Raw genomic sequence first — 16064 nt, forward strand, 5'->3', positions numbered from 1 at the left:
GTTTCGTCCCCCGGGACAGGGCCTCACCGTGTTGCGGGTGCGTTAACGCCCAGGGTGAACCGCACCTGACGGGAGGCGATGTCGGCGGTCACGAGCCGGACCCGTACGTCGTGCCCGACCAGCGCCTCGCTGCCGTCGACCGGGCCGACCACGGCGGGGTCGGTGAGCTGCACCCGGTCGGGCTCGACCAGCACCCCGGCGAAGGTCTCACCGACGTGCGTGGACAGCACCGCCGCCTCGACGAGGTCGGTGCAGCCGTGCTCGATCGCCTTGGCGCGGTGGTCGGCCGCCGCCATCTCCTGGCCGAGGGCGGGCAGCGCCTCGCGCACCCACGTGGGAACCTCTCGCCCCGCGTGCAGGGCGAGGCAGACCTCGAGGCCGTACCGGTCGACGAGGCGGCGAAGCGGAGCCGTCACGTGCGCGTAGGGACCGCCGACGGCCGCGTGGGTGGTGACCGAGGGCACAGCGCCGTCGAAGGGGGTCCAGGCAGCGCCGCGGAACAACGACAGCGCCTCGACGACGAAGGCCGCCGTCCTCGGCCGGCGTGGGTCGAGACCGGCCAGGACGTCGGCGTAGCCGAGCCGGTGGGGCCAGTCGATGTGGAGGGCGGCGGCCTGGTGCCGCAGCCGCGCCAGGTCCCGCGGATCCGCCGGTGGCATCGTCCGCAGCACGCCGATCCGGCCCTCCAGCATGATGGCGGCGGCCGCGGCGCCGGTGAGCAGCGAGATCTGGGCGTTGTCGTCCTCGACCGCCAGGCTCAGGCGGTAGCGCAGGGTCCAGCCGTCTCCGTCGGCGACGACGTCCTGCTCGGGGGCGTTGAGGGACACCCCGCCGCGCGCCCGCTCCTGCTGTCGCCGCAGCCGTCCGATCTCGCGCAGCAGCACGTACAGGTCCTCGCTGCTGCCGCGGTCGAGCGAGCGCTGCACGGCTGGGTAGTCCAGCCGGGCGCGGCTGCGCACGAGGGCGCGACGGACGTCGGTGCGCACGAGGGCCCCGTCGGCGTCGAGGTCGAGGGTCCACAGCACGGCCGGCCGCTCCTTGCCGGGGAGCAGGGACGCGGCGCCCTCGGACAGCACGCTCGGGTGCAGCGGGAGACGGGTGTCGGGGCAGTACACGGTCAGCCCGCGTCCGTGCGCCTCACCGTCGAGGGCTCCCCCCGGCGTCACGAACGCGGCGAGGTCGGCGATCGCGTAGTGCACGCGGTAGCCGCCCAAGCGCCGACGCGCCAGGTGCATCGCCTGGTCGAGGTCGGTGGACCCGGGCGGGTCGATCGTGACCAGGGGTAGGTCGCGGCGGTCCTCCCCCGGCAGCCTCGGGGTGGCGGCCGCCGCCTCCGCCTCGCCGATGACCGCGGCCGGGAACTCACCGGGCGCGTGCAGCTGCTGGCGGACCCGCGCGAACTCCGGTGCGAGCGATGCGGCCGTCGCGCTGAGCCTGAGCCGGCGGCGCACCACGCCCCCACCCTAGGAGCCCGCCGCGCCACGCCTAGGGTGACCGACGATGTGGAGGGTCGCCGGCGCCGCGGGGATCGTCGTGCTCCTCACCGGCCTGCTGCCGCTGCAGGACGCCCGCGCGGTCCTCGACCGGGTCACCCCGATCCTGGTGTTCCTCGCGGCGGTGACCATCCTCGCCGAGCTCGCCGACGCGGCGGGGGTCTTCGACGTGGCCGCCCATGTCGCCGCCGGGCTGGCGCGCGGACGGGTGCTCGCGCTGTGGCTGCTCGTCGTCGCCCTCGCGACCGCAACGACGATCGTGCTCTCCCTCGACACCACCGCGGTGCTACTGACTCCCGTCGTCCTCGCACTGGCCGCGCAGCTGGAGCTGCCGGCCCTGCCGTTCGCCATGACCACGGTGTGGCTGGCCAACACGGCGTCTCTGCTGCTCCCGGTGTCCAACCTCACGAACCTGCTCGCCGTCGACCGGCTGGGCTGGTCGGCGACGACGTACGGGCGTCACACCTGGGCGGCCGCTGTCGCCTCGGTCGCCGTGACGGTGGTCGTGCTGTACGCGCTCCACCGGCGAGACCTCTCCGGCCGCTACGTCGCGCCGCGGCGCGAGCCGGTCGAGGACGCGGTCCTGTTCTGGCTGGGCGCGGGCGTGTGCCTGGTGCTGGCGGTGCTGTTCGTGGCCGGAGTTCCCTACTGGGCCGCGGCGTGTGCCGGGGCGGCGGTACTGCTCGCCGGGTTCGTGCTGCGCCGCCGAGCATCCCTGCGCTGGTCCCTGGTGCCGTTGCCCCTCGTCGTCACCACGCTGGGGCTCTTCCTCGTGGTCGAGGCCGCGGAGGTCCACGGGCTCTCCCGGGCGCTGCGCGACGCGGTCGGCTCCGACGGCGGCGGCCTGCTGGCACTGCTGCGCGTCTCGGGTGTCGGGGCGCTGTCGTCGAACCTGGTCAACAACCTGCCGGCGTACCTGGCGATCGAGCCCGCGGTCGCCGCGTCGCACGTACGTCTGCTCGCCCTGCTGGTGGGTACCAACCTCGGCCCGCTGCTGACCCTGTGGGGATCCCTCGCCACCCTGTTGTGGCGAGAGCGCTGCCGCACCCGCGACGTCCACGTCTCCTGGCGCCGCTTCGGCCTCGAGGGGATGGTCCTCGTGCCGCTCGTCCTGCTCGCCGCGACCGCCGCGCTCGCGGCCACCACCTGACCCTCAGCCGGGCGGATCAGGCGGGGGCGGGCGCGGCAGGGGCGGAGCCTGGCCGCGGAGTCAGGCGCGGAGTCAGGCCGGGGGACGGTGGTTGTACGTCCGCAGGGTGGCGTTGCCGTCCGGCCACCACGCCAGGCTGGTGATCGAGCCGGGTCCGAGCTCCATGCGGTGCACCGCCGCCAGCGGCGCGCCGAGCGCCTTCGCCACCAGCACCTTCACCGGTGTGACGTGGGTGACCGCGACGACCGTGCGGCCCGGGTGGGCCCGCAGCAGGCGGCCCAGGACGTCGTCCACGCGCGACGCGACCGACTCCAGAGACTCCCCACCCGGCGGCACGGCGTGGGTGGAACGCAGGAACGCCGCAAGCTCGGCCGGCCAGCGCTCGCGCACCTCGGCGAAGCTGAAGCCGTCCCACTCCCCGAAGCTGATCTCCCGCAGGTCGTCGTCCACCGCAACGGCGCTGACACCGAGGGCCTCGGCCACGATCGCCGCCGTCTCGCGGGTACGGGCCATCGGCGAGGTGACCACGACGGCTGGCGCGATACCCGCGTCCGCGAGCGCCCGCCCGACGGCGCCGGCCTGCGCCCGGCCCGGCCCGGTGAGCGAGGGATCGCTCCCGCCGAAGCCGCTGTAGCGCCGCTCGCCGGTCAGCGGCGTCTCCCCGTGCCGGACCAGGACGAGCTCCGTCGCCTCGCCCCGCGACGCCGGCGCGGCCGCGGCGGCCGGCGAACCACCGACGCGGCGACCGTCGAGGGCGTCGTTGACCAGCCGGTCGGCGTCAGCGTTGCGCTCACGCGGCACCCAGGTGTAGCTCACCCGTTCCGGGGGGAACGCGGCCAGCGCCTCCTTGGCGAGCACCTTCATGTCCGGGTGCTTGACCTGCCAGCGCCCGGACATCTGCTCGACGACGAGCTTGGAGTCCAGCAGGACCTCGACCTCGGCGGAGGGGTCGATCTCGCGAGCGGCGGCCAGCCCCGCGATGAGTCCGCGGTACTCGGCGACGTTGTTCGAGGCGACCCCGATCGTCTCTCCGCGCTCGGCGAGCACCGCACCGGTCGCCCCGTCCGTCACGACGGCGCCGTACGCGGCCGGGCCGGGGTTGCCGCGCGACCCGCCGTCGGCTTGGACGACGAGTCGTCGACGCGCGCCGGCGCTCACAGCCCCGAGTCGGCGGTCCGGACCAGGATGCGCCCGCACTCCTCGCAGCGCAGCACCTCGTCAGGGGCGGCCGCCCGGATCCGGTTGACGTCGGTCGTGTTGAGCTCGAGCCGGCAGCCCTGGCACCGGCGCTGCCGCAGCTCGGCCGCACCCACGCCCCCGCCGGTGGCACGCAGCTTCTCGTACAGGGCGAGCAGCGCCTCGGGTACGTCGGGGACGAGGGCCGACCGCTGGCCGGCGAGCTCGGCCGTCTCCGCGTCGATCGCCGCGAACTGGGCGTCCCTGCGCCCTCCGGCGGCCGCGAGGCTCTCCTCGACGGTGGCCCGCTGCGCGGCGAGGGACCCGAGCAATGCCTGGACGTCCTCGAGGCGCTGCATCACCTCGAGCTCGACCTCCTCGAGGTCTTGCTGCCGCTTGGCCAGGGACGCGATCTCGTGCTGGAGGTTCTCCAGCTCGCGGGGCGAGGAGACCTGCCCGACGTCGAGGCGCTGCTGGTCGCGGGAGGCCCGGGTGCGCACCTGCTCGACGTCCGCCTCGGCCTTGGCCAGCTCGCGGGAGACGTCGCTCTCCTCGGTCTCGGCGGCCACCGTGCGGTCGTGGAGCTCGGCCTGCTCGGCGCTGAGCTCGCGGATCTCGGCCAGCTCGGGCAGCGTCATCCGGCGGTGGGCCAGCTGGTCGAGGCGGGCGTCGAGCCGCTGCACCTCGAGCAGCCGCAGCTGGGCGGCCGGGTCGGCGTTCAGGGCTGGCTCCCTTCGAGCACCGTCCACGGAGAGGTCCGGACCGTGGACACGCGGGTCTCCACGCTAGCCGCCGGTCCGAGCGCGTCGCCGAGCAGGCGGGCGGCCTGCCCGAGCCAGGGGTGCTCGCTCGCCCAGTGGCCGACGTCGAGCAGCGCCGGCCCCTCGGCGGACATGGCGTCGAGGGCCGGGTGGTGGCGCAGGTCGGCAGTGACGTAGGCGTCCACCCCCGAGGAGCGGACCAGGTCGAGCTCGGAGTCCCCGGCCCCTCCCACGACGGCGACCCGGCGCACGGTTCGTTCAGGGGCGCCGGCGGCACGTACGCCCTCCGGTCCCACACCCAACGCCTGAGCCGCGCGACGAGCCAGCCCGGCCACCGTCGTCGCCTCGCGCAGCTCGCCCACCCGGCCGAGCCCGGTGGTTCCTGGCTCGGGGAGCGCGGCCACCACCGTGAAGGCGGGCTCCTCGTACGGGTGCGTCGCCCGCAGCGCGCGCACGACGTCCTCGTGCCGGTCCGCCGGCACGATCATCTGCACCAGGGCCTCGGGCACCTCCTCCACCGCACCGACCGACCCGATCGCGGGACGCGCGCCGGGCAGAGGGCGGAAGGTCCCGGTCCCGTCGGCGAAGAACGCGGCTCGCTCGTAGTCGCCGAGGCGGCCGGCGCCGGCTGCCGCGAGCGCCGACACGAGCCGGTCCCGTTCGTCGCGGGGCACGTACACGGTGAGCAGGTCCAGCGCCGCGCCCGGACCCGGGCGAAGCGGCTGCGTCGACTCCGGGTCGACGCCGAGCACCTCCGCGAGGGCGTCGCTCACCCCGGGTCGGGCCACGTCGGCATTGGTGTGGGCGACCAGCAGGGCGCACCCGCCGGAGACGAGACGGTGCACGAGGCGGCCTCGCCAGGTCGTCGCCGCCGCAGACGGGCGGGCGTGGAGGAACAGTGGATGGTGGGTGATGAGCAGCCCCGCGCCCCAGTCCAGTGCCTCGTCGACCACCGGTGCCGCCGGGTCCACCGCGAGCAGCACCCGCTCCACCACCGCGTCCGGGTCACCGCAGACGAGCCCGACCTGGTCCCATTCGGCCGCGTTGGCGGGGTCGTAGAGCGAGTCCATCGCCGCCGTCAGGTCGCGCAGCCGCACCGTCGCCATGGGCCCCGATCATGCCGGGTGGCGCACCACGACGGCGATCACGGTCAAGGTGCGCCTCACGACGGTCGATCAGGGCCTCATGAGCCTGACGGGGGACCTCGAACGGGCCCGTGCCACCCGGGTCGCGATCGAGGAGCTCATCGCCGAGCCGTCGCTGCTCGGCCCCGACTTCCAGCCGATCCGCCGGCTCTCCGACGACACCGTCGTGGGGCAGAAGGCGACCGGGCGCGGCCGGCCCGGTACCGAGGTCGGCGACACGCTCTCCCTGCTCGAGGGCGCCAACCGCCTGGGGCTCGCCGAGCGGCTGGACTGGGCCTGGCGCTGCCACACCTTCGACGTCGCCGTGGACGCCGGCATGGCCGTCGAGCTGCACCTGACGCCGGAGCCGGCGACGTACGCCGTCCCGTGCCCGCCACGCCTCGCGGTGTCCTTCGCTCGTGGTCGACGGGCCCTGACCGTCGTGGCCGAGCTGCACGACGACTCCTTCGCCGACCTCGCCAAGCTGCGCCGCGCGGTCGAGGAGATGCGCGGCTGGGGCTGGGGCCTCGCCGTCGACGACCTGGCCGACGACGAGGCCGTCACCTCGGCGCTGCCGTGGCTGCGCCCGGACTACGTCCAGGTGGACGTGAGCCGACCAGGCCGGGCCTCGTCCGACCGGACCCGCGCCTGGGTCGAGACCGGGCGCTCGGTCGGCGCGCGGGTGATGGCGATCGGCGTCGACGGCCCGCGCCAGCGGGCGGAGGCCGTCGCGCTCGACGCCGACTGCGCCCGTGGGCTCGCCCTGGGCGCCCCCAGCCCGTCACCCCAGTCCTGACCCGACGGTCACGAGCGGCCCCCGAGTCCGACGCGACAGCCGGGGCGTGGCCCGCCGAGTCAGCGGGCGAAGAAGTGCAGGCCCACCCAGGTCCATGCGGCGAGCACGCTGACCCGGCCCGACCGGGTTCGCATGACGCGGCTCAGGAGGAGCTCGAAGGACGGCAGCTTGGAGTCGGGTCGCCGGCTGACCACCTCGAGGGCCACCCCGGCGCCGACGATGACGAGGTAGCCGAGGATGGTGAGCTCACGCCACGTCATCGGCGACCTCCTCGCGAGGGCGGCCCGGCACCTGGCCGAGCACGTACCAGCCGATCACCAGCCACGCGAGCAGCGTCAGCGAGCGGCCGAGGTGGCTCGCGAGGACAGGGTCCATGAGATAGCTGACCGTCGGATGGGCGTCGCTGGAGACGGTGAACGACGGCTGGGCGAGCAGGGCGAACAGCTCCCAGAGGCCGAGGGCCACGAGCACGAGGCTCCACGTCCGCACGCCGCGCCGAGACGGCGCGTCGGGGACCGGCACCGGCCGTAGCGACCCGCGCCAACCGACCATGAGCACCGCGACCCCCGGCACGAGGATCGCGAAGGTGTCCGGCCAGGTGTAGCGGCCCCACGCCCCGGCGACCGCCGAATAGGCCACGGCCACGAGCAGCAGGCCGAGCCCCTGACGGCGGGTGAGGTGGCCGGACCCCGGCAGCAGGGCCACGCTCTCCGGCGCGTCGACTCCACGGACCGCGAGCACCGCGTCGCGTGCGACCAGCACGCTCACCGCGGTGAGCAGGATCGCATGCACCCAGTTGTCCGAGACCCCGTCGAAGAAGGCCGCGAGGACGAGGATCCAGACGGTGACGTCGGTGGCGACCGCGGCGAGGCCGACGCTGAGAGCCGGGTGCTCGGCCGCCGGGTCATGGTCAGGCACGGACAAGAGGCTCACCTCCCCGACGCGCCGGCGACCGGTGTCGCCGACTGCTCAAGGATGCGCCTTGTGGGTTGACGTTGTCGTCAGGCCGTGCGCAAGCACCGGCTTGACGACGTCGCCGGCCTACCAGGTGTCGAGCGCTCAGAACGGGTACGCCGGGGGCTCACGGCGGATCGTCACCCACTGGGTCTCGGTGAAGGCGTCGATGTTCGCCGCGGCGCCACCGAAGCGCGACCCGGTGCCCGACGCCCCGACGCCGCCGAAGGGGATGTTCGCCTCGTCGCTCACCGTCTGGTCGTTGATGTGCACGATGCCGCTGGGGATGCGCTCGGCGACCGCGAGGCCCTTCATGACGTCGCGGGTGACGATGCCCAGCGCCAGCCCGTACGGCGTGTCCGCGGCGAGCCGGATCGCCTCGTCGACGTCGCTGAAGCTGGTGACGGGGGCGACCGGGCCGAAGATCTCGTCGGCGAACGCGGGCGAGCTGGTGGGCACGTCGGCGAGCACGGTCGGGCGGTAGAAAAGGCGGTCGTACTCGGCACCGGCGGCGGCCTTCGCCCCCGCTTCGATGCTCGCGGTGACCAGACCGTGGATCTTGTTGCGCTGCCTCTCATCGATGACCGGCCCGAGCGCGACCTGCTCCGTCGCGGGGTTGCCCACCGGCAGGTGCGCGGCCTTGGCGGCGAGCTTGTCGACGTAGTCGTCGTAGAGCCGCTCGTGGACGATGTGGCGCCCGGTCGTCATGCAGATCTGGCCCTGGTGGAAGAACGAGCCCCACGCGGCCAGGGTGACCGCCTGGTCGACGTCGGCGTCGTCGAGGACGAGCAGCGCGGAGTTCCCGCCCAGCTCGAGGTGGGCGCGGGTGAGGTGCCGGCCGGCGAGCTCTCCGACCCGCCGCCCCGCTGCCGTGGACCCGGTGAAGGACACGACGCGCACCGACGGGTGCGCGATGAGCGCCTCGCCGACGTCGACCCCGCCCGGCAACATCTGCAGGACGCCGGGTGGCAGCCCCGCCTCCTCGAAGATGCGGGCGATGCTCACCCCGCCGGTCACCGCGGTCCGCGGGTCGGGCTTGAGGACGACCGCGTTGCCGAGCGCGAGGGCCGGCGCCACCGAGCGGATTCCGAGGATGACCGGCACGTTGAACGGCGAGATCACCGCGACCACACCCGCGGGCACGCGGCGGGCGAGGGACAGGCGCGGCTCCTCGCTCGGGATCAGCTCGCCGTACGCCCGGCTGGGCAGGGCCGCCGCCTCGTAGCACTCCTGCGCGGCCACGTGCAGCGAGAAGGCGGCCATCCCCGGGATGGCACCCACCTCACGGACGTTCCAGAAGGCGATGTCGTCCCCGTGCTCCTGCCAGAGGTCTCCCGCCTTGCGCAGGACCGCGGCGCGCGCCGGGTACGGCGTCGCGGCCCACGCCTCCTGCGCGGCGGCCGCGCTGGCCACCGCCTCGTCCACGTCGGCGACGGTCGGCTGGCCCATGCGCTCCAGCTCGTTGCCCGTCGCGGGCTCCACGACGGGGTACACCCCGCCGGTGGCGGGTCGCCACTCTCCGCCGAGGAAAACCTTGCCCGACCATGTCGCAGCGTCCATCAGACCCATGGAATCTCCTCACCGGCGCCGAGGTGGCCAGACCGTAGGAGGGCCTCGCCGTTCTAGTCAAGAGGACGACGTTCGGCTGGATGGAACGCCAGACCTCAGCAGGACGGTTGCGACGGGACCCTGTAGCCCATCCGCGAGGAGATCTCCATGACCGTGCGCCGAAGTGGCGCCTCCAGCCGGGCCACCACGGTCTCGACCGGGGCGTTCCACATCGAGAGGTGGACCGCGACGTTGGCCGCCGCCACGACGCTTCCCCGCCCGTCGCGGATGGGCGCCGCGACGGCATGCAGCCCCGGGGCGAGCTCCTCGTCGTTGACCGCGAAGCCCTGCTGGCGGACCCGCCGCAGCGCCGTGAGCAGCGCCTCCCTCGCGGTCAGGGTGTTCGGACCGCGCCGGGCCAGGTCGGTCCGCTCGAGCAGGTCGCGGAGCCGGTCGGCGGGCTGGTGCGCGAGGAGGACCTTGCCCAGGGCCGTGCAGTACGCCGGCAGCCGCGAGCCGACGTGCAGGTCGAGGTGGATGCCGAGCTGACCCTCGCGGACGCTTCGCCGCCGGTCGACGTACACGATGTCGGTGCCGTCGAGAACGGCCATCGAGACGGTGAAGCCGGTCTCATCGGAGAGCGCCTGCAGCGAACGCCCCGCGACCCGGGTGATCTCCATGGCGTTGATCGCGGCGAAGCCGAGGTCGACGACGCGCGGGCCGAGGCGGTACTTGCGGGTCTCCGGGTCCTGCTGCAGGAAGCCGAGCGAGGTGAGCGTTGCCACGTAGCGGTGGGTCGTGGACTTGTTCAGCTCCACCGCGCGCGAGAGGTCGGCGATCCCGAGCAGGGCACGGGTCTCGCTGAAGGTCATGAGGATGCCCAGGCCTCGCTCGAGCGAGCGCGACTGCGCCGGGTCCCGCTCGCCGTGCGCGTTCTCGAGCGGTTCCCGCTCGCCGTGCGCATTCTCGAGAGCCACGTCCCGAATAGTAGAACGGTTGCTTGACCCCTCAGGAGGCCCTCTCTACCGTGCGCGACCACCGGTCGTCAGAGCCGGTCGCCCAGCTCCGGAGGTCAGACGTGGACGTCCAGCCCGAGCCCGAGCCCACCCCCGCGGACCCCAGCCGCCGCACGTTCCTCCAGGTGACCGGCCTCGGGGCCGCCGGCCTGGCCCTCTCCCCCCTCCTTGCCGCGTGCCGGAGCAGCTCCAGCGGCGGCGGCGGGGGCAGCAGCCCCGCCGCGTCCGCCGCGGGCAGCGCGGCCGCCTCGACGGCCACCGCCGGGACGATCAAGATCGGTTTCGTCAGCCCCCGCACCGGTCCCGCCGCGGGCTTCGGCGAGCCTGACGGCTACGTCCTCGGGCTGGCCCGACAGGCCTTCGCGTCGGGCGTCGAGGTGGGCGGCAAGCGCTACGCCGTCGAGATCATCGACAAGGACGGACAGTCCAACCCGCAGCGCGGGGCGCAGGTGGCCAACGACCTCATCCACGGCAGCAACGTCGACGTGATGCTCACGACGTCGACGCCGGAGACGGTCAACCCGGTCTCAGACGCCTGCGAGGCCGCCGGGGTGCCCTGCATCTCGACGGTCGTCCCGTGGGAGGCGTGGTACTTCGGTCGCGGCGCCAAGCCCGGCAAGCCCTCGCCCTTCAAGTACACCTACCACTTCTGCTTCGGCGTGCAGCAGTTCGCCAACGCCTACACGACGATGTGGCCACAGGTCCCGACCAACAAGAAGGTCGGCGTCATGTGGCCCAACGACGCGGACGGCAACGCGATTCGCGCCTCGCTCGGCCCCCTGCTGAAGAAGGCTGGCTACACGATCGTCGACCCGGGCGCCTATGCCGACGGCACCAACGACTACTCCTCGCAGATCGCGCTGTTCAAGAAGACCGACTGCCAGATCTTCAACACCTTCCCCATCCCGCCGGACTTCGCCACCTTCTGGCACCAGGCCGCCCAGCAGGGCTACAAGCCGAAGATCGCCCAGATCGCGAAGACTGGGCTGTTCCCCTCGCAGGTGACCTCGCTCGGCACGATCGGCCAGAACCTGGCGAGCGCGGAGTACTGGGGACCCACGTGGCCCTACACCTCCACGCTCACCAACGTCAGCTCCGCCAACCTGGCCTCCGGCTACGAGTCCGCCTCGGGCAAGCAGTGGAACATGCAGCTCGGCCCGAGCCTCGCCCTCTTCGACGTGGCCAATGCGGTCCTCAAGGGCGTCCAGGACCCAAAGGACAAGCAGGCGGTGGCCGCGGCGATGGCCACCCTCAGCGTGGACACGGTGATCGGGAAGCTGCAGTGGGGCAAGGGACCGGTCGCGAACGTCGTGGCCACGCCGATCATCGGCGGTCAGTGGGTGAAGGCGACAAGCGGGAAGTTCCCGCTGGACTTCGTCGTCTGCGAGAACTCCAACGACCCGAACGTGCCCGTGGCGGCCAAGCTGCAGCCATACTCGTGAGTCCCCGCTCCACCGCGACGGAGGTGCGATGAGCGGCACGAGCACCGAGGTCGTGCCCGTGCTGGAGGGCTCGGGGCTGGTCAAGCGGTACGGCGACCTCGTCGTGCTCGACCACGTCGACTTCCGCGTGGCCGCCGGGGAGGCGGTGGGCATCGTCGGTCCCAACGGGGCCGGCAAGACCACCCTCCTCGGCGTGCTCGCGGGGTCGGTCACCCCGAGCGCCGGCTCGGTCCGCCTCGGCGGTGAGGAGGTCAGCAAGCTCCGGCCTGCGATGCGCTGCCGGCGAGGCATCGGCCGGGCGTTCCAGATCCCGCGCCCTTTCACGGGCATGACGGTGCTCGAGAACGTCCTCGTGGGCGCATCGGCCGGCGGCCGCCTCGCCCGCGGGGACCTCTATCGACGCTCGATCGAGGTCCTCGAGCTGTGCGGCCTCGCCGAGCTGGCCAACCGTCGTGCGGCCAGCCTCGGCCTGCTGCACCGCAAGCGCCTCGAGGTCGCCCGTTCGCTCGCCACCTCTCCGACCGTGCTCCTGCTCGACGAGATCGGCGGCGGGCTCACCGACGCGGAGACCGAGGACCTCGTCCGGCTGATCCGCTCGCTGCGCGACGGCGGGGTGGCCGTCGTGTGGATCGAGCACATCGTCCATGTCCTGCTCCAGGTCGTGGATCGGCTGCTGTGCATGGACGCCGGCCGAGTCATCGCCGACGGCGAGCCCCGCGAGGTGCTGAGCAACGCGGCGGTCATCGACGCCTACCTGGGCAGGGCGTAGTGAGCCTTCTGCAGGTCGAGGATCTCGAGGCCGGTTACGGGCTGCTCAAGGCGGTGCGCGGCATCTCCTTCTCCGTGGAAGAGGGCGAACGGATCGCGCTCGTCGGAGCCAACGGCGCGGGGAAGACGACGCTGCTGCGCTGCCTGGCCGGCGCCCACCAGCCGAGCGCGGGGAGGGTCAGCTTCGACGGTGCCGACGTCACGAGCGCGCCGGCGTACAAGCGGGTCGCTTCCGGCGTGGCGATGGTCCCCGAGGGGCGTCGCCTGTTCCAGGCGCTGACCGTCCGGGAGAACCTCCAGGTGGCGGCGGAGAACGGGCGCCCCGGCCCGTGGGACGTGGCCAGGGTGACCGAGGCCTTCCCGATGCTCGAGCCGCTGCTGGACCGGCGGGCGAGCACGCTGTCCGGCGGCCAGCAGCAGGCGGCCGCCATCGCGCGGTCGCTGATGACCAACCCGCGGCTGCTGCTCCTCGACGAGGTTTCCCTGGGGCTCTCGCCCGTCGCGGTCCAGAGCGTCTACGACTCCCTCGAGGGGCTGGACCGATCCCGGGCCACCCTGATCCTCGTCGAGCAGGACCTCACCCGGGCCCTCGCCTTCGCGGACCGTGTCCTCTGCATGCTCGAGGGCCGGGTCGTCCTCGAGGGCGCCGCGAACTCGCTCACCCGCGAGCAGGTCACCCAGGCCTACTTCGGCCTCAGGCAGGCGGCAGGCGGCTCATGACCTGGGCCAACCTCATCGTCCAGGGCGTCATGCTCGGCGGCATCTACGCACTGCTCGCCTGTGGACTGAGCCTGCTGTTCGGCGTCATGCGCATCATCAACCTGGCACACGGCGACATCGCCGTGCTCGGCTCCTATCTGGTCTACGTCGTCTGCGACCACCTGGGTTGGTCGCCGTTCCTCGCCCTGGTCATCGCCCTGCCAGTGATGTTGGTCCTCGGTTATCTGCTCCAGCTGGGGATCCTCGACCGGAGCCTGCGCGGCGGGCAGCTCGTCCCGCTGCTGACCACGTTCGGGCTGGCCATCGTCATCCAGAACCTGCTCCTGCAGGTGTTCTCACCGGACGTGCACTCGCTGGCGCCGTACGCGCCGTGGATCTCCACGGCGAGCTGGAACGTGACCAGCCAGATCTCGGTCCCCCTCATCGGCGTCCTCGGCCTGGTCGCGGCGGTCGCCGTGCTGGGCGGCCTGCAGGCGTTCCTGCACCGCACCCCGCTCGGACGCGCGATGCGCGCGACGGCGCAGGACGCCGACACGGCGGCTCTCGTCGGCATCCACCCCAAGGCGGTGTACGCCCGCGCGACCGCGATCGCCGTGGCGACAGCCACCCTCGCCGGCACGTTCCTGGCGATCCGGGCGACCTTCGACCCCTCCAGCGGCTCGACCCAGCTCATCTTCGCCTTCGAGGCCGTGGTCATCGGTGGCCTGGGCTCGCTGTGGGGGACGCTGTGGGGAGGCATCGCCTTGGGCGTCGCGCAGGCGATCGGAGGGCACATCGACCCGCAGTACGCGATCCTCGCGGGCCACATCCTGTTCCTCGCCGTCCTCGCCAGCCCGCGGGGACGCGTGATCGCCCACGGGGTGGCAGCGTGAGTGCCGGCGCCGAGGTGAACGCTGCCCCCGACCGGCCGCGGTACCGCGTCCAGCGCTGGTCCCGCTCGTCGCTGACGTCCCTGGGGTTCGTGCTCGTCGGCCTCGTGCTCCTCGTCAGCGTCCCGATCACCTTGAACGACAACGCGGTCGAGCAGTTCACCTCGTTGCTGCTGTTCGTCATCCTCGCCGGCATGTGGAACGCGCTGGCCGGCTACGGGGGCCTGGTCTCGGTGGGCCAGCAGGGGTTCATCGGCATCGGCGCCTACGCCACGATCTGGCTCACCCAGCACGGGGTTCAGCCCTACCTGGCCATGGTCCTCGCCGCGGGGGTCGCCGCCGCGCTGTCCCTGCCCATCTCCGCGCTCGTCCTCCAGCTGCGCGGCGGCCAGTTCGCGATCGGGACCTGGGTGGTGGCCGCCGTCCTGGGCATCCTGGTGACCCTCGACTCGAGCCTGGGGGGCGGCACCGGTACGTCGTTGACGGCGCTCAACGGCTACGGCCAGTCGACGCGACTGCGCTACACCTACTGGCTCACCCTCGCGTTCACGATCGTCGTCTTCGGCCTGTCGTGGTGGCTGCTGCGCAGCAGGTTCGGCGCCGCCCTGCAGGCGATCCGCGACGACGAGGAGGCCGCGGCCTCCGTCGGGGTCAGAGTGCTTCCGCTGAAGCTCGTCCTCTTCGTCCTCGCCGCCTTCGGCTGCGGTGCGGCCGGCGCGATGATCCTGGCCAACACGCTGTTCATCCAGCCGCAGTCGATCTTCGGCGTGCAGTGGACCGCGTACATGATCTTCATGGTGCTGGTCGGCGGTCTCGGCACCTTCGAGGGCCCGATCCTCGGCGCGGTGATCTACTTCGGCCTTCAGTACTACTTCGCCGACCAGGGCGCGTGGTACTTCGTCGGTCTCGGTGTCGTCGCGATCCTCTTCGCGCTGCTGCTGCCCCGCGGCCTCTGGAGCCTGGTCGAGGAGCGCACGCAGGTGCGACTGCTGCCGGTGGGCTACCGTCTGACCCGGGAGGGCTCGGGGCGGCGACGGGCCGGCTGAGCCGACCGACGCGGGCGCCGGCTGAACTCACGCGTCCCGGGGTTGCCCGGGGTCGACGAGATCGAGGAGGTGTCCGTGACGCAGCCGCGAACGGTCGACACCTCGCCGCGACTGGGCATGTACGTCGGTGGCCGCTGGTCCTTCGGTGAGAACGGCCGCGTCTACGACGACCACAACCCCTGGACCGGGGGCGTGGTCGCCGAGGTCGCCGCTGGCGGTGCCGGGGACGCGGTGGCGGCCGTGCGCAGCGCCCACGAGGCGTTTCGCACGTGGGCGCACACGCCCCCAGCGCTGAGGCAGGAGATCTTCCTCAAGGCCGCGACGATCCTCATGGACCGGCGCAGCGAGATCCTGGGCTGGCTGGCGGCCGAGACCGGTTGCGGCAGCGACTTCGGCGCCATCCAGCTCGACTTCGCGCAGTCCCTGCTGCGACAAGCGGCCGGGGCGCCGTACGCGGCGATCGGCCAGGTCATGCCCTCGGACCTGGACGGCTCGGTCGCGATGGCCGTACGCCGTCCCGTCGGGGTCGTCGCCGCCATCGCACCGTGGAACGCGGCCCTCATCCTGTCCGGACGCGCGATCGCCGCTCCCCTCGTGCTCGGCAACACAGTGGTTCTGAAGCCTTCCGAGGAGTCGCCGTACTCCGGCGGGCTGGTCTGGGCGGAGATCTTCGAGGAGGCCGGCCTGCCGCCGGGCGTGCTCAACGTGGTGACCCACGCCCCCGGCGACGCAGGCGCCATCGGCGCGGAGCTCGTCGCGCACCCGTGGGTGCGACGGATCAACTTCACCGGTTCGACAGCGACCGGGCGACGGCTCGCCGAGGCGGCCGGGCGGCACCTCAAGCGGATGGTGCTGGAGCTGGGCGGGCAGAACCCGTTCATCATCCTGGCCGACGCCGACCTCGACTACGCCGTCGACGCGGCGGCGTACGGCGCGTTCCTCCACCAGGGGCAGATCTGCATGTGCGCGCGGCGCATCTTCGTCGAGCGGGCGATCGCCGATGAGTTCATCGAGCGCTTCGCCGCGAAGACGAGCAGCCTCGCGTACGGCGACCCCGGCGATCCCGACACGGTGATCGGGCCGCTCATCAACGAGTACGCGCTGTCCACGGTGTCGCGACGTGTCGACGAGGCGGTGGCGGCCGGCGCGAAGGTCCTCGCGGGCGGTGCCGCCGTCGGGCCGTGCTACCCGGCGACCTTGG

General features: G+C 73.0%; 16 protein-coding genes. 8 read left to right on the forward strand and 8 right to left on the reverse strand.

Annotated elements, in window-relative coordinates:
• Positions 1-23: 23 nt before the first annotated feature.
• On the reverse strand, positions 24-1454 hold the full coding sequence (locus tag VMI11_07815) for an RNB domain-containing ribonuclease (protein HTY72315.1): 1431 nt from the start codon (positions 1452-1454) through the stop codon (positions 24-26).
• Between the two features lie 46 nt (positions 1455-1500).
• On the opposite strand from VMI11_07815, the gene VMI11_07820 reads away from it, so the two are divergent.
• Positions 1501-2643: an SLC13 family permease gene (locus VMI11_07820; protein HTY72316.1), complete on the forward strand. Its 1143-nt coding sequence runs from the start codon at positions 1501-1503 to the stop codon at positions 2641-2643.
• 72 nt (positions 2644-2715) lie between these two features.
• On the opposite strand, the gene VMI11_07825 is transcribed toward VMI11_07820, so the two are convergent.
• Genes VMI11_07825 through VMI11_07835 form a run of 3 tightly spaced genes read right to left on the reverse strand, consistent with a single transcriptional unit; the run spans position 2716 to position 5686 of the window.
• Entirely contained in the window at positions 2716-3801 is a 1086-nt protein-coding gene (locus VMI11_07825; protein HTY72317.1) for a histidine phosphatase family protein, read from the reverse strand.
• A complete protein-coding gene (locus VMI11_07830; protein ID HTY72318.1) occupies positions 3798-4541 on the reverse strand; it encodes a C4-type zinc ribbon domain-containing protein in 744 nt (247 codons plus the stop codon). The genes VMI11_07825 and VMI11_07830 overlap by 4 nt, the downstream gene beginning before the upstream one ends.
• Positions 4538-5686 (reverse strand): Nif3-like dinuclear metal center hexameric protein, encoded by a 1149-nt coding sequence (locus VMI11_07835; GenBank protein HTY72319.1) that lies wholly within the window; start codon positions 5684-5686, stop codon positions 4538-4540. The genes VMI11_07830 and VMI11_07835 overlap by 4 nt, the downstream gene beginning before the upstream one ends.
• Here VMI11_07835 and VMI11_07840 point away from each other — a divergent pair.
• Positions 5685-6500 (forward strand): EAL domain-containing protein, encoded by an 816-nt coding sequence (locus VMI11_07840; protein HTY72320.1) that lies wholly within the window; start codon positions 5685-5687, stop codon positions 6498-6500. The two genes, VMI11_07835 and VMI11_07840, sit on opposite strands and share 2 nt — an antisense overlap.
• Before the next feature lie 59 nt (positions 6501-6559).
• Here VMI11_07840 and VMI11_07845 read toward each other — a convergent pair whose 3' ends face one another.
• The 4 genes from VMI11_07845 to VMI11_07860 form a co-directional block, all read right to left on the reverse strand.
• Positions 6560-6760 carry a DUF6186 family protein gene (locus tag VMI11_07845; GenBank protein HTY72321.1) on the reverse strand — a complete coding sequence of 67 codons (201 nt, stop codon included), beginning with the start codon at positions 6758-6760 and terminating at the stop codon, positions 6560-6562.
• The gene (locus tag VMI11_07850) at positions 6747-7418 is read right to left on the reverse strand and encodes a hypothetical protein (protein ID HTY72322.1); all 672 of its coding nucleotides are present in this window, start codon (positions 7416-7418) and stop codon (positions 6747-6749) included. Before VMI11_07850 ends, VMI11_07845 begins: the two co-directional genes overlap by 14 nt.
• Positions 7419-7559: 141 nt before the next feature.
• A complete protein-coding gene (locus tag VMI11_07855; protein HTY72323.1) occupies positions 7560-9023 on the reverse strand; it encodes a benzaldehyde dehydrogenase in 1464 nt (487 codons plus the stop codon).
• A gap of 95 nt (positions 9024-9118) precedes the next feature.
• Entirely contained in the window at positions 9119-9979 is an 861-nt protein-coding gene (locus VMI11_07860; GenBank protein ID HTY72324.1) for an IclR family transcriptional regulator, read from the reverse strand.
• A gap of 101 nt (positions 9980-10080) precedes the next feature.
• Here VMI11_07860 and VMI11_07865 point away from each other — a divergent pair, with 101 nt between their 5' ends.
• The 6 genes from VMI11_07865 to VMI11_07890 form a co-directional block, all read left to right on the forward strand.
• Positions 10081-11460, forward strand: a complete 1380-nt coding sequence (locus VMI11_07865) for an ABC transporter substrate-binding protein (protein ID HTY72325.1) — start codon at positions 10081-10083, stop codon at positions 11458-11460.
• Positions 11461-11488: 28 nt separating this feature from the next.
• A complete protein-coding gene (locus VMI11_07870) occupies positions 11489-12229 on the forward strand; it encodes an ABC transporter ATP-binding protein (protein HTY72326.1) in 741 nt (246 codons plus the stop codon).
• Positions 12229-12948: an ABC transporter ATP-binding protein gene (locus tag VMI11_07875; GenBank protein ID HTY72327.1), complete on the forward strand. Its 720-nt coding sequence runs from the start codon at positions 12229-12231 to the stop codon at positions 12946-12948. Before VMI11_07870 ends, VMI11_07875 begins: the two co-directional genes overlap by 1 nt.
• The gene (locus VMI11_07880; GenBank protein HTY72328.1) at positions 12945-13820 is read left to right on the forward strand and encodes a branched-chain amino acid ABC transporter permease; all 876 of its coding nucleotides are present in this window, start codon (positions 12945-12947) and stop codon (positions 13818-13820) included. Before VMI11_07875 ends, VMI11_07880 begins: the two co-directional genes overlap by 4 nt.
• A complete protein-coding gene (locus tag VMI11_07885; GenBank protein ID HTY72329.1) occupies positions 13817-14863 on the forward strand; it encodes a branched-chain amino acid ABC transporter permease in 1047 nt (348 codons plus the stop codon). The genes VMI11_07880 and VMI11_07885 overlap by 4 nt, the downstream gene beginning before the upstream one ends.
• Before the next feature lie 75 nt (positions 14864-14938).
• Positions 14939-16064, forward strand: a 1126-nt coding sequence (locus VMI11_07890; GenBank protein ID HTY72330.1) for an aldehyde dehydrogenase family protein, incomplete at its 3' end; no start/stop codon positions are given.

This window comes from Actinomycetes bacterium, from assembly GCA_035506535.1.
In the GTDB taxonomy this organism is placed as follows: Bacteria; Actinomycetota; Actinomycetes; order DATJPE01; family DATJPE01; genus DATJPE01.

Excerpts from the sequence above, each read along its gene's own strand:
- VMI11_07855 (HTY72323.1), bottom strand. The coding sequence starts at position 9,023 with ATGGGTCTGATGGACGCTGCGACATGGTCGGGCAAGGTTTTCCTCGGC.
- VMI11_07820 (HTY72316.1), top strand. The coding sequence starts at position 1,501 with ATGTGGAGGGTCGCCGGCGCCGCGGGGATCGTCGTGCTCCTCACCGGC.
- VMI11_07880 (HTY72328.1), top strand. The coding sequence starts at position 12,945 with ATGACCTGGGCCAACCTCATCGTCCAGGGCGTCATGCTCGGCGGCATC.
- VMI11_07845 (HTY72321.1), bottom strand. The coding sequence starts at position 6,760 with ATGACGTGGCGTGAGCTCACCATCCTCGGCTACCTCGTCATCGTCGGC.
- VMI11_07870 (HTY72326.1), top strand. The coding sequence starts at position 11,489 with ATGAGCGGCACGAGCACCGAGGTCGTGCCCGTGCTGGAGGGCTCGGGG.
- VMI11_07840 (HTY72320.1), top strand. The coding sequence starts at position 5,685 with ATGGGCCCCGATCATGCCGGGTGGCGCACCACGACGGCGATCACGGTC.
- VMI11_07835 (HTY72319.1), bottom strand. The coding sequence starts at position 5,686 with ATGGCGACGGTGCGGCTGCGCGACCTGACGGCGGCGATGGACTCGCTC.